Source organism: Vannielia sp., assembly GCF_029212645.1.
Taxonomy (GTDB): Bacteria; Pseudomonadota; Alphaproteobacteria; order Rhodobacterales; family Rhodobacteraceae; genus Vannielia.
This window is the reverse complement of sequence record NZ_JARGND010000016.1, coordinates 1-13,582: the sequence shown is the minus strand read 5'-3', so window position 1 is coordinate 13,582 and position 13,582 is coordinate 1. Positions and strand designations below refer to the sequence as shown.

The following is a 13,582-nucleotide window of genomic DNA, read 5'->3' as shown; positions in this document are numbered from 1 at the left end:
CCGGGCGGGGCCTCTTTGCGGGCCCCGTCCCGAGCGTTCACTCGTTCCATACACCATCCGTTCTGCCGTGATCCCAATGGGGGATCACACCAGCGTCGGATTCACCTGAATGTCCTGATCAATAATCAACGTGCCCTCACCGAGGGTGTATACATCGTACTGCGCCCCGTCGATCTCGCGGGTCTCGCCGGTGGCCGAGGCATTCTGCGCCACAACCGCATCATCGTCACCGCCGTGGATCGTCAAATCATTGGTGAAGCTCGACAATCCAACAAGCTGATCCGGGGTGATCTCGACCACACCGTTCGAAGCGAACTGAAGGTCGATCGCCTGAATGTCGAACTGCTCCAACCCGGCGTTATCAAGGTTCACCAGATCGCTGGCGGGATCTTCCATCACGAAGAGGGTGCCAGCGTGGTTGCCCGCCTCATCCGCTGCGGTCACCACAAGGTGGGAGCCGGTCGGGATGGGCTGCGAGAAGTCAAACACCATCTCTCCCCACTGCTCATCAACCTCAACGTCATAGGCCACGTCCGAAACATTGCCGTTGCCGTCGATCTGCTGAATTTGCGTGATGTCATCGGTCAGTTCGGTGCCCACATCGCGCACGCCCGTGCCGCCAGCCGAGAAGCTGAGGATAACGGGTGCATCGGGGTTCAGCGTATCCACCGTAAGCTCCATCTCCTCCTCGCGCAGGTTGCCAGCGGCATCGGTGGCGTTGAGGGTGACCGTGTCGGTGAACTCGCCCGTGCCCACTTCGGCCGCCGTAAAGCCTGCGCTCCAGTTGCCGAAGGCATCAACCGAGGCGGTGTGGGTTGTGTTGTTGAAGGTCACAGTCACGCTGGAGCCCGCCTCAACCGTGCCCGCGAAGACAATCCCATCCGATTGCTCTTCAGCGTTCACGATGTTGTCGCCCTCAACCGGCGCATCAAAACCCAGCGGCTCAACGAAGGTATCAACCTCGATATCATAGGCGATGGAGGCCATGTTACCCGCAGAATCCGTTGCAACCGCGTTGATCTGGCTGGCGTAATCCCCTTCCGGGATCTGGTAGGGCATGAAGCCAACCGACCAGCTGCCATCGGTGGCCACAGTCGCCGCCTTCGAGACATCCCCGAGGGTGACAACAACCGTTGAGCCCGGCTCAACCGTGCCGTTCACCACAAGACCCTGGCCTTGCTCGGTGGAGTTGATCACATCGTCGCCGGCAATCGGGCCTGCGATATCGACGTTGATCACGGTGTCGATCTCAACTTGCCCGCCGGTGGTGGCACTGTTGCCCGCCGCATCGGTGGCCACAACCTCAACGCTCGCCATGGTCTCGCCGCGCGGCACTTCGGTGGGCAGAAACTCTGCCGTCCAGGTGCCGTTCGCAGCCACTGTCGCCGGGTGGGTTACACCTGCAAACGTTACCAGCACGGTTGCGCCCGGCTCGGTGGTGCCGGTCAGGATCACACCATCGGAAGCCTCGTCGGCGTTTACCACGCCATCGGTTTCCACGGTGGCAAGGTCCACCGTAACGGCGGTTTCGGTGTCGATCGCGAGGGTGTCGCTGGCGCTGGAGGTGTTGCCTGCGGCGTCAACGGCCGTCACCGTTACCGGGGCGGTATATTGCCCGCCGGGGATCTGCCCCGAGGTGAAGGTCGCGGTCCAGACGCCATCGGCGCTGACCAGCGCGTTGGTGGTGGCGTCGCCCAGCTGCACCGTCACGGCAGAGCCCGGCTCGGTCAGGCCCGAAAGGGTCACCCCGCCCGAAGCCTCATCGGCATTGATCACATCGTCCGCCGTTACCGGCTCACCCGAGATCCGCACCCAGCCTTGGGTATCCACCGCCACCAGGGTGTTGGCGCTGGAAGAGTTGCCCGCAGCGGTGGTGGCTGTCGCCGTCACCGGCATGTCGTACTCGCCACCGGGGAAGGCGCCACCGGGGAAGGTAACTGTCCAGCTTCCGGCCGCATCCACAACGGCGGCGTAGCTCTGGCCATTCATGGTGATGGTCACATCTGAACCGGGGTGCGTGGTGCCGGTGAGCGAAACCGCCCCGCCCGCTTCCTCGGCGTTGACCACATCATCAATCGTGACCGGCGCGCCGGAGAAGGCGACAAAGCCGAGCGTATCCACATTGAGCACGTCACCCGCAGTTGCCACGTTGCCCGCCGCATCGGTTGCGGTGACGGTGATGTTTGATTGGTAAGCCCCCGGCTCAATGTCGCTCGCCGGGATGTTCAGCGTCCAGCTTCCCGTGCCCGTCACCTGCGCGGCATAAACGGTGGTGCCGATCTGCACTTCAACGGTGTTGCCGGGCTGGGTGGTGCCGGTGAGGGTGTAGCCGTTCGTGGCATCGTCGGCGTTGATCACGCCGTCAGGGCCAGCAAAGCCGGCGGTCAGGGTGACGTTGGTCACGGTGTCCACCGCCCAGCTGCTGGTGGTGCTGGTCACGTTGCCCGCGCCATCGGTCGCCGTTGCGGTAAACTCGGCGGTGTATTCGCCACCGGGGAAGGTGCCGGGCGCAAAGTTGTAGCCCCAGCTGCCATCTGCGTTCATCTCGGCGGGGTAGTCATTGCCATTGAAGGTCAACACCACGGTCGACCCGGCCTGCGCGGTGCCACTGAAGGCAAGCGTGCCCTCGGCCTCGGCACCGTTGATGGTGTAGTCACCGCCAAAGGGCAGATCATCAAACGCCACGTCCACCACGGTATCCACCACGAGGACATCACCATAGGTGGCCGAGTTGCCGATCCCATCCACGGCGTAAACGCTGATCTCGCTCTCGTATTCACCCTCGGGCGCGGCGGCGCTGTCAAAGGTGATCTCCCATGTGCCGCTCTCGCCCACGGTGATGGTTTCGCTGAAATCCCCCATGGTGATCACTAGCGTCGCCCCCGGCTCGGAGGTGCCGGTCACGGTCACGCCCTCGGCGTAGGTCTCCCCGTTGAACATATCGCCAACCGATTGGGTGCCAGCGGTGAAGGTCACTTCCGGGGCAACCGTGTCGATATAAACGCTCGGGCCTGTCAGGGTGACGCCCTCACCATCCTGCGTGGCGGTCACAACCTCGGCCACGTAATCGCCATCGGCAGGCAGGGTCGGGCCTTCGCAAACCACGAACCACGCGCCATCCTCGCCAACAACCGTTTCCTGCACCACATCACCCACGGTGACGGTAACACTCTCGCCGGGCACGCCCGTGCCGGTCACCTCAAACGAAGGCTCGGGCATATCATCGCCGCCAAGCACATATTCGCCGGGATTCACGGTGACATCATAAACCGGGGCATCATCGCCACCGCCGCCGCCACCGGCCCCACCCACAACAGCCGCACCACCCGCAACGATGGGCAGGATGCCACCACCAAAGCCACCCAGCAGGCCGCCTGCATCAAACCGCGCGGCCATCACTTCGGGCTCGTCGTAATAGATCAGATCATCCGCGGGAGACCACTTGCCCCAGCTCGCCTCATGTTCGTAAAGCGCATAAAGCTCGTCGTCGGCCCCCTGGGTCAGGTCTACCGCGTTCAGCTCGCCACGCTCCGAAATATAGAGAGCGTTATCGCCATCAAAATACCCGGCCAGCCGCAGCGAGGAGCCATCAGCCAGCGTGACAACCAAGTCGTCACCATCGCGCACATAACTCTGAATTTCTGACCGGCCAATATGCAGTGAAACCTGCTGGCCATCTCCGACGTTGAGCCTTGAGCCCACACCGTCAGCCCCAAATTCACCCCTGGAAACATTTCCCGCACCATCACGGATTACAAACTCAACAGATCGCATTGCAACCACCCCACACTAACACCCGGCACCTACAATTCGTGCCTTCTTATATATTGATAGCCACCCAACATCTTGGTGTTCAGGCAGCTCACACCACTCCACCTGCCAGTGTATATAGGATGATTCGTTTTTTGGAAGCGGAAACTTGCCGCATTCCCGCCCCCATTCCGCAACGCGATAAAAAACCTGTTTTTACAATGCGTTAGTCCTGGTATTAGATGTTGCCATCAGGGCTATCAGAGGCCAGAAAAGCTGGCTCAGCGGGGTTTTGCACAGCAGATCGGCGGGCTTTAGCCGGCCCACGCCTCGCATCCGCGCACAAGGTCAATAGCGACGCGACGGCAACCTAAGGGAGATCACGACAATGTGTCCCGCACCCTTGCGGCGAAATCCTCACCGCGCTTTTCGAAGCTGTCGTATTGATCAAAACTCGCCGCCGCGGGTGCCAAAAGCACCACCTCGCCCGGCTGCGCTTCTGCGTACGCGCGCGCCACCGCCCGCTCCATCGTTTCGCACACTTCGGCCTCTACCTGCGGGCCAAGCCGCATGGCAAAGCCTGCCGCCTCGCGCCCGATCACATAGGCTTTGACCACATGGCCAAGGCCCGCAGCCAGCCCCTCCAGCCCGCCTTCCTTTTCCAGCCCGCCGCAAATCCAGCGGATGCGATCAAAGGCCAAAAGCGCCTTCACCGCGCTATCTACATTGGTGGCCTTGCTGTCGTTGACCCAGGCCACCCCATCGGCCTCGGCAATCCGCTGCGAACGGTGCGGAAGGCCCTCAAAGCTGTGAAACGCCGCCTCAATCTCGCGCGGGGCCAGCCCCAGCGAGCGGCAGGCAGCATAGGCGGCGCAGGCGTTCTGGTGGTTATGCGCGCCCGGCAGGCCCGGAATGCCGCGCAGATCAATCGAGGCAACCTGCCGCCCCTTGCGCGTTTCCGCCAGAAAACCCTTGCGCGCAAAAACGTTCCAGCCGCCGCCACTCAGCTTGCCCGCCGCACTCACCCGGATCACCCGATCATCGCTCGGTGCCTCGGCCATCTGCCCGGCAAGGAACCGCCCCTCCGGCTCATCCACGCCAATCACCGCACGATCCGGCCCGCCTTCGGCAAAGAGCCTGCGCTTGGCGGCAAAATAGCCCCCCACACCACCGTGGCGATCCAGATGATCCGGAGTGAGGTTGGTGAAAATGGCGATGTCCGGGGTGAGCGCCCGCGCCAGATCGGTCTGGTAGCTCGAAAGCTCCAGCACCACCACGCCACCGTCCTGCGGCGGATCAATATCCAGCACCCCGCGCCCGATGTTTCCGGCCAGTTGCACGGGACGCCCAAACTCGGTGAGGATATGATGGATCAGCGCGGACGTGGTCGATTTTCCGTTCGATCCCGTCACCGCCACAACCTTTGGGATCACGTCAAACTCATCCCATTCGGGCGTGGCGAAAGAGCGAAAGAAGAGGCCAATGTCATTATCTACCGGCACCCCCGCCACAAGGGCCGCCGCAATCGCCGGGTGCGGCGCCGGGTAAAGATGCGGGATGCCGGGGGAGGTGATGAGGCAATCCACCCCTGAAAACGCATCGGCGCGGGTCAGGTCACGCAATTCAACCCCGGCCTCTTCGGCCCTTGCGCGGCCGCCCTCGCCATCGTCCCAGCCAATCACCTCTGCCCCGCCCGCGTGCAACGCATGCGCCGCCGCCAGGCCAGACCGCCCCAGCCCGAGCACCGCCATTACCTTGCCTTCTACGCCTCTGACCGGGATCATGATCCGCTCTCCAATTGGTTTGGCCCCATCGGTAAACGCAAGCGCCCGCCGCCGCAATCCAGAGCGCGACAAACCCGCGCCAGCCCTATAGCGCGATCACCTCACGCTCAGTGACGATCATATCAAGCGGTTGATCGGTTGGCTCCAGCGGCAGGCTCTCGGCCTCTTGCGCACCATAGGCAAAGCCCACCGCCAGCACCGGCCCCTGGGCACGCAATGCTGCAAGCGTGCGGTCATAAAACCCGCCGCCATAGCCCAGCCGCGACCCTTGCCGGGTGAAGGCGACCAGCGGTACAATCAGGATTTCGGGGCGCATCTCGTTGCCCCGCGGTTCCATGGTCTTGAACGGCCCCGGCACAAGTTCGTCGCCCGGCTCCCACAGCCGAAACACCAGCGGAGCGGCTTTTTCCGCGATGCAGGGCAGCCCCACAGGGCCATGCGCGGCGGCCTCCTCCAGGGCTGGGGTCGGGTCAATTTCGTCGCGCATCGACATGTAGCCTGCCAGTGGCACCCCGCGATACCCCGCCAGCACCTCTGATAGGTGCCCGGCAGCCCCGGCGGCCCCCGCCGCATGGGCCGCCGCACGCCGCTCCAGCGCCGCCTTGCGCGCCGCGCGCTTTTCGTCCGCCAAACTCATAACAGCAACATCGTCGCCAACCCGAGAAAGGCAAAGAAACCAACAACATCCGTTACCGTTGTCACGAAGGCGCCAGAGGCAAGCGCCGGGTCAACGTTCATCCGTTCCAGCACCACCGGCACGAGGATTCCGGCCAGACCGGCCACCACAAGGTTGATCACCATTGCCAGCGCCAGCACCACGCCCAGCATCGGCGTGCCAAACCACGCCCAGCCGACAAGCCCCATCATCACCGCAAAGACCAGCCCGTTGATCACCCCCACGCCCAATTCCCGGCGCACCACCCGCCACATGTTCGAGCCGGTGAGGTCTTTGGTGGCAATCGCGCGCACCGCCACTGTCAGCGCCTGCGTGCCTGCGTTTCCACCCATCGAGGCGACGATGGGCATGAGCACCGCCAGCGCCACCAATTGCGCGATGACAGCCTCGAACTGGCCGATCACAAGGCTGGCGAGGATCGCCGTCACCAGGTTGACCGCCAGCCACGGGAAGCGCCGCTTTGTCGCCTCCCACGCGGTATCCGAAAGCCGGCTTTCGCCCACCCCGGCAAGGCGCAAAATGTCTTCCTCATGTTCTTCATCGAGCACCGACATGGCGTCATCAATGGTGATGATCCCCACCAGACGACCATTGGTATCCACCACCGGCACCGAGATCAGGTGATACTGGTTGAAGGCATAGGCCACCTCTTCCTCGTCCTGATCCACAGGCACGGTGCGAAAGCTGTCTTCGATGATATCAACCAGCTTCACCGCTCGCGGCGAGCCAAGCAGCTTGCCAAGGGTCACATAGCCGGTGGGCTTCATCCTCGGGTCCACCAGCACCACATGGTAAAACTGCTCCGGCAGCTCCTGCCCCTCGGCGCGCATGAAATCAATGCACTGGCCCACATCCCAATGCTCGGGCGCCCGGACAACCTCGCGCTGCATAAGCCGCCCGGCAGAATCGTCTGGGTAGCTGAGCGCCTCTTCCACCGCCGCCCTGTCAGAGGCATCAAGCGCGTCAAGGATCGCCTCCTGCTGCTCCTCCTCAAGGTATTCAACAAGGTCAACAACATCGTCGCTTTCAAGGTCGCGCACGGCCTCTGTCAGCACCGATTGCGGCAGCGCGGCGATAATGTCTTCCCGCAGCCCCTCATCAAGCTCCGATAGGATCTCACCGTCGATGTTTTCGCCCCAAAGGTAGAGCAACTCGCGCCTTTGCCCGGCGCTCATCTGCTCCAGAAGGTCGGCGATGTCGGCGGGGTGGAGCGGATCTAGCAGCTCGGTCAGGGCGGCCAGATCATCGGCAAACACCGCTTCCAGCACGGCTTGCACGAAGGGCGCTTCCAGCGAATAGCCCTGCGCCTCTGCCTCATCCTTGGCCTCGGCTTCTGCCGCGACGGCGTCTTCGGTGCTGTCGTGTTCGCTCATCGGGCCATCCTTTGGGCTGGGAGTTGCGCATACCATATTGATCGCCCTGTCCGGCGCAAGACGCGGCAGTGCAGAAAGGCCCTCGCAACGTGCATCGGGCGTGAATTTTTCGCGGCTTCGGCACGCCCGGTGCAATCGAGGCATTTACCCAAGCCGAGCGGGGGCTTAGGGTTCTCCCATGTCATCCGCCAAGCCCCCCGCGCCCGCGCCTGCCCACGGGCCCGAGACCCTGCTCTTGGGGCAGATCGTCGACTTCACCGCCGATCCCTTCACATCGCCCCCCGAAAGCGCGGCCCGCCACCTGTCACGCGGCGGCATCCTGCTGCGCGGTGGCCGAATTGTAGAGATCGGGCCAGCCTCGCAGCTGACCCAGGCGTACCCATCTGCCCGGCGGGTTGATTATGGCGCCGCGCTGCTGCTGCCGGGCTTCATCGACGCGCATTGCCACACCCCGCAAACCGGGATCATCGCCTCATGGGGCAAGCGGCTGATTGATTGGCTGAATGGCTATACCTTCCCCGAGGAGTGCCGCTTTGGCGATCCGGTCTATGCCGCCACCATCGCCGGGCGGCACCTTGATCTGGCGCTGGCCCATGGCACCACCTCGCTCTCCAGCTTTTGCACCTCGCACCCCGAAAGCGTGACAGCGCTGTTTCAGGCCGCCCAGGCGCGCGGAATGGCCGTGGTTGCTGGCAAGGTCGCGATGGACCGCAACGGCCCGCCTGATCTGCTCGACACCCCCCAACGCGCCTATGATGAAAGTGCCGCACTGATCAAAGGCTGGCATCGTCAGGGGCGCGCCCGCTATGCGATCACCCCGCGCTTTGCCCCCACCTCAACCCCCGAACAGCTTGAGGTGATGGGTGCGCTCTGGGCCGAACACCCTGATTGCCCGATGCAAACCCACCTCTCCGAACAGATCGAAGAGCTGGCTTGGGTGGCCGATCTCTTCCCCAAGGATGAAGACTACCTCGCCGTTTATGAGCGCTTTGGCCTCGTTGGCCCCGGTGCGCTGTTTGGCCATGCCATCCACCTCACCGCGCGGGAGCGGGCGCGGCTGGCTGAAAGCGGCTCGGCGGTGGTGCATTGCCCCACCTCCAACACCTTCATCGGCTCCGGCGTGTTTGATGCGATGGGCCTGGCCCATCAGCGTATCCCCATCGGGCTGGCCACCGATACCGGCGGCGGCTCCTCTTTTTCCATGCTGCGCTCCATGGCCTCGGCCTACGAAATGAGCCAGCTCAATGGCGCCCCGCTGCACCCCGCGCACCTGTTGTGGCTCGCCACCGCCGGTGCGGCCAAGGCGCTGCGGATGGAGGGCGAGATCGGCACGCTCGAGCCCGGCACCGCCGCCGATGTGATCGCCCTCAACCTCGCCTCAACCCCCGCCATCGCCCAGCGCGCCGCCCGCGCCGAAGACATCTGGGAAGCGCTCTTTCCCACCATGATGATGGGCGATGACCGCGCGGTGAAGGCCGTGTGGGTTGCGGGCGTCAACCGCCGCTAGGCCTTGCGCCTGCGGGCAAGGCACCGACTCGGCCATCAGCAGCCCCCAAGACCTTCCCGCCGTGCCGCGCCCGTCACGCCCCCGGTGGCTGATGTATCCGCGCACCACCATGTCGTCGGCGCGGCTCTACGAGGCCACCGAAACCGTTGGCGCAAAGTCCCCTTGGCGCAATCGTTCAGCCCGCCAGTGCCACGCAGAGGCCAGGCACACCTGCCCTCAGCACTTTCCCGCCAAAACCAGCACCCAGATATCCCCTGCCCGTGCAATGCCAAAATGGTGAACGTCACTGCGCAACATGTTGGATTTATGCTGTTTTGAGCCCATCCACCCCCGCATCAACGCGCTGGGGGATGAATAGCCCCCGGCGATATTTTCCGCCGTTCTGCCCGAGCAGCCCTGCCGTTTGATCCGCACGTTGCTGGATGACCCATCGCGCCCCTTGTGCGAGAAATAGCCGTGCCGCGCCATATCCGTGGCGTGCGACTGCGCGGCGCGCATCAACTTGGGAGAAGCACTCAAAGCCGCCCGCCCCTTGCTTGCGCGGTAATCATTGAGGGCCTTTGCGAACTGCGCTTCAAGCTCCGATGCCGCCATGACCGGGGCGCTGCACAGCATCCCCAGTAGCGCGGCGATAAACAGGTGTTTCATTGCAAGCCTCCCGCTCGGTGCGCCATGAAAGCGGCGAAACTGACGCAGGGTCAACCAAAACCTGCCATGGCCCGTCGGTTTCGGCGGGCCATGGCTTATCCAGTCACCCCGTTCAGTCACGCCTTGCCAGCCGCACCGTTGCCTCTGCCGCCTTCGCGGCCAAAGCGTTTACATCAACTGCCACCATCTGCCCCTCGCGCACAACAGACCGCCCTTCAACGAACAAATCGCGCACCCGGCGCGGCCCCGCGAGCAGCAGCGCGGCGCGGTCCCAATTGCCCGCCGCCTCGATGGCCGTCATGTCCCACAGCGCGAGATCGGCGCGAAACCCCGGCGCGATCTGGCCCAGATGATCGCCGCGCCCCAGCACCTCGGCGCCGCCCCGCGTGGCAATCCGCAGCGCTTCACGGGCGCTCATCGCATCGGCCCCGTTACGCACCCGTGCCATCAGCAGCGCCTGGCGGGCCTCATCCACCAGATTGCCCGCATCGTTGGAGGCCGATCCATCCACCCCCAGCCCCACTGGCACACCCGCATCAACCAGCGTGCGCACTGGCGCAATGCCCGAGCCGAGCCTGCAATTGGAGCAGGGGCAATGGGCCACGCCGGTTTTGGTGCGCGCAAACAGATCAATCTCATCGCCGTCCAGCTTCACACAATGGGCATGCCACACGTCATCTCCGACCCAGCCCAGATCTTGGGCATATTGGCCGGGGCGGCAGCCGAAGTTTTCCTGTGAGTAGGCGATGTCTTCCGCGTTTTCCGCCAGATGGGTATGCAGCCGCACACCCTTTTCGCGCGCCAGCAACGCCGCATCGCGCATCAACTCCCGGCTCACCGAGAACGGCGAGCATGGGGCAATGCCAACCTGCACCATCGCGTCTGGCCCGGCGTCGTGAAAGCCATCAACCAGCCGCTCGCAATCGGCCAGAATCGACGCCTCGTCTTCCACAAGACTATCGGGCGGCAACCCACCATCGCTCTCCCCGATCGACATTGCCCCACGCGTCGCCAGAAAACGGATTCCAACCTCGCCCGCGCCCTCAATGCTGTCTTCCAGCTTCGCGCCGTTCGGGAACAGGTATAGATGGTCCGAGCTCATCGTGCAGCCCGAGAGCGCAAGCTCAGTGCAGGCCAGCGTTGCCGACAGGCGAATATCCTGTGGCGTCATCCGCGCCCAGATGGGGTAAAGCGTTTGAAGCCAGCCAAACAGCAGCGCATCCTGCCCGGCGGGCACCGCGCGGGTCAACGATTGAAACATATGATGATGGGTGTTCACCAAACCCGGCGTGACAAGGCAGCCCTCTGCGGCGATCACCTCGGCCCCCTCGGGCGAAAGCCCCTGCCCGACCTCGGTGATCACCCCGCCCGAAACACGAATATCCGCTGCGCCATGTTCGCGGGCCTGGTCATCCATCGTCAGCACATGGCCGCCGCGGATCAGCAGATCACTCACGCAAGAAGCTCCATCGCGGCGCGATGCAACTCTGGCGTTGCCGCTGCCAGCGCCCGCCCGCCTTCATGCACCGGGCCGCCCTCCCAATCCGTCACTACCCCGCCTGCGGCTTCGATCACCGCGATGGGTGCGGCGATGTCATAGCTTTGCAACTGCGCCTCGATCACCAGATCAATCTGGCCCAGCGCAAGCAGCGCATAGGCATAGCAATCTAGCCCGTAGCGGGTGAGCCTCACCTGCTGGCTGACCCGGCGAAACGCCGCCCCGTCCGCCTCGGTGCCCACCTCCGGGAAGGTTGTGAACAGCGTCGCCTCCGCCAGATCAACCACATCCCGCACCTTCAGCGGGGTCTGCCCGCGCGGCCCGGTCAGCGCCGCCACGCCCAGCCCGCCTTCAAACCGCTCTGCAATATAGGGCTGGTCAATTATCCCATAAAACGGACCGTTCTCATCGGCCAGCGCGATCAAAACACCCCAGCTGGTGCTGCCGGAAATGAAGGCGCGGGTGCCGTCAATCGGATCAATGATCCAATCCAGCCCCGACGTTCCGGGCGTGCGGCCATATTCCTCACCGATGATGCCATCTTCGGGCCGCCGCTGCGCCAGCACCTCGCGGATCGCCTGCTCTGCGGCCCGGTCGGCCAGTGTGACCGGATCAAATCCGCCCTGCCCGTCCTTGTTTTCAGGCACCAGAGGCTGGCGAAAGTGGGGCAGGATCGCCGCGCGAGCGGCCTCGGCCATTTCGGCCCCGCAGGTGCGGATCGCCGCACGTTCCGTCTCTGTGATCGCATCCCGGCCCATCGGCGCCTCCTATTGCTTGCCCGCTGGAATAAAGCAATGTGCGCCAACAAAAAAGCGCCCCGTCCCCGAGGCGCTTTCAAATCATCAAATGGCGGTGCCTCAGCTTGCGTCAGACAGCACGCGCGCCAGATCAAACAGCCGCTTACGCTGGCTTTCAGGGATCGCATAGTAAGAGCGCACAAGCTCCAGCGCCTCGCGGTCGCCCAGGATATCGCCCGGCACGCCTGCCCCCTCTTCGGCGGCTTCGGCCCGCGCCACCTCGGGCATCTTCTCGCGCACACCCTCGAAGAAAAACGAGATCGGCACCTCAAGCGCGTTCGCAATGTCCCAAAGCCGGGAGGCGCTGACGCGGTTCATCCCGGTTTCGTATTTCTGGATCTGCTGAAATTTGATCCCAACCTTCTCGGCGAGTTGCTGCTGGGTCATGCCCACCATCCAACGGCGATGACGGACGCGTTTGCCGACATGAATATCAACGGGGTGCTTCATAAAATGCTCCTAGGCTAAGTCTCACCCTTAAATAAGCAACTTTCGTGCCAACTCAGCCTCGCGGCCTGCACTTTTTCGGGCAATCGGGTGATATATTTAATGATTCTTATAGATTCCAATGATTTACAAATTTGTTTACCACGAAAAAATTGTTTCATGGAGTATGGATTACCGCTTTTACGCGCACAACCCCTGCGGGAACATGCGCCCCACCACTCACCTTGGCAATTTGCATTGCATTTTGCAAAGATCAATCGCGTTGCGATGTGCAAAACGGGGATATATCCCTCGGTCTGCCAAAGGAGAGACATCATGAAAGCCTATCGCATCACCCACTCCGGGGCCGCCCCCGAGTTGGTCACCATGCCCGCCCCCACGCCCAAAGCCGGCGAGGTCGCGCTGAGCATTGCGGCCTGCGGGCTCAACTTCGCCGATATGTTGATGATCGAAGGCAAGTATCAAGACACGCCCGAAGCCCCCTTCACCCTCGGTATGGAAGTGGCCGGAACCGTCACCGCCCTCGGTGACGGGGTAAAATCCCTTGCCCTCGGAGATCGCGTGGCCGCGTTTGCAGGCCACGGCGGGCTGGCAGAGGCCGGATGCTTTGCGGCGGAGCGCTGCGTGGAGCTCCCCAAAGCCATGCCCTTTGATGCGGCGGCAGCGTTCCAGGTTGCTTATGGCACCTCGCACCTGGCATTGGAGCATCGCGCCCGGCTGCACCCCGGCGAGCGGCTGGTGGTGACGGGGGCGGCGGGCGGCGTTGGCCTCACGGCGGTTGAACTTGGCGCGCGCATGGGGGCGCAAGTGGTGGCCGTTGCCCGCGGTGCCGACAAGCTCGAAATCGCCCGCGCCGCCGGGGCTACCCACCTGATCGACGCCAGGGAAGAGGCGGATCTGCGCGCGCGCCTCAAGGCGCTTGGCGGGGTGGATGTGCTTTATGATACGGTCGGGGGTGATCTGTTTACCGCCGCCTTTCGCGCCGCCAACCCTGAAGCGCGCCTGCTCAGCATCGGCTTTGCCTCGGGCGAGGTGCCGCAGATCGCCGCCAACCATCTGCTGGTGAAAAATCTCACGGTGATGGGGCTTTATTGGGGCGGCT

10 protein-coding genes are annotated in these 13,582 nt (G+C 63.5%); 2 read left to right on the top strand and 8 right to left on the bottom strand.

Features of this window, described 5'->3' with window-relative positions:
• Positions 1–84: 84 nt before the first annotated feature.
• The 4 genes from P1U55_RS07215 to mgtE all read right to left on the bottom strand — a co-directional run bounded on the left by P1U55_RS07215 (position 85) and on the right by mgtE (position 7,583).
• Positions 85–3,774, bottom strand: coding sequence for an Ig-like domain-containing protein (locus tag P1U55_RS07215; protein WP_301046863.1), 3,690 nt, complete (start codon positions 3,772–3,774; stop codon positions 85–87).
• A 356-nt stretch (positions 3,775–4,130) separates the two neighbouring features.
• Positions 4,131–5,534, bottom strand: a complete 1,404-nt coding sequence (gene murD, locus P1U55_RS07210; RefSeq protein WP_301046862.1) for a UDP-N-acetylmuramoyl-L-alanine--D-glutamate ligase — start codon at positions 5,532–5,534, stop codon at positions 4,131–4,133.
• 85 nt (positions 5,535–5,619) lie between these two features.
• A complete protein-coding gene (locus P1U55_RS07205; RefSeq protein WP_301046861.1) occupies positions 5,620–6,171 on the bottom strand; it encodes a 5-formyltetrahydrofolate cyclo-ligase in 552 nt (183 codons plus the stop codon).
• The gene (gene mgtE, locus P1U55_RS07200; protein ID WP_301046860.1) at positions 6,168–7,583 is read right to left on the bottom strand and encodes a magnesium transporter; all 1,416 of its coding nucleotides are present in this window, start codon (positions 7,581–7,583) and stop codon (positions 6,168–6,170) included. Before mgtE ends, P1U55_RS07205 begins: the two co-directional genes overlap by 4 nt.
• A 178-nt stretch (positions 7,584–7,761) precedes the next feature.
• Here mgtE and guaD point away from each other — a divergent pair, with 178 nt between their 5' ends.
• Positions 7,762–9,090, top strand: a complete 1,329-nt coding sequence (gene guaD / locus P1U55_RS07195) for a guanine deaminase (protein WP_301046859.1) — start codon at positions 7,762–7,764, stop codon at positions 9,088–9,090.
• A gap of 216 nt (positions 9,091–9,306) precedes the next feature.
• Here guaD and P1U55_RS07190 read toward each other — a convergent pair whose 3' ends face one another.
• From P1U55_RS07190 to P1U55_RS07175, 4 genes are all read right to left on the bottom strand, one after another.
• Positions 9,307–9,738 carry a CAP domain-containing protein gene (locus tag P1U55_RS07190; RefSeq protein ID WP_301046858.1) on the bottom strand — a complete coding sequence of 144 codons (432 nt, stop codon included), beginning with the start codon at positions 9,736–9,738 and terminating at the stop codon, positions 9,307–9,309.
• A gap of 112 nt (positions 9,739–9,850) precedes the next feature.
• Entirely contained in the window at positions 9,851–11,194 is a 1,344-nt protein-coding gene (locus P1U55_RS07185) for an 8-oxoguanine deaminase (protein ID WP_301046857.1), read from the bottom strand.
• Positions 11,191–11,994 (bottom strand): inositol monophosphatase family protein, encoded by an 804-nt coding sequence (locus tag P1U55_RS07180; protein ID WP_301046856.1) that lies wholly within the window; start codon positions 11,992–11,994, stop codon positions 11,191–11,193. The genes P1U55_RS07185 and P1U55_RS07180 overlap by 4 nt, the downstream gene beginning before the upstream one ends.
• Positions 11,995–12,093: 99 nt before the next feature.
• Entirely contained in the window at positions 12,094–12,483 is a 390-nt protein-coding gene (locus tag P1U55_RS07175) for a helix-turn-helix transcriptional regulator (protein ID WP_301046855.1), read from the bottom strand.
• A 312-nt stretch (positions 12,484–12,795) separates the two neighbouring features.
• Between P1U55_RS07175 and P1U55_RS07170 the strand changes: the two genes are divergently transcribed.
• Positions 12,796–13,582, top strand: a 787-nt coding sequence (locus tag P1U55_RS07170; RefSeq protein WP_301046854.1) for an NADPH:quinone oxidoreductase family protein, incomplete at its 3' end; no start/stop codon positions are given.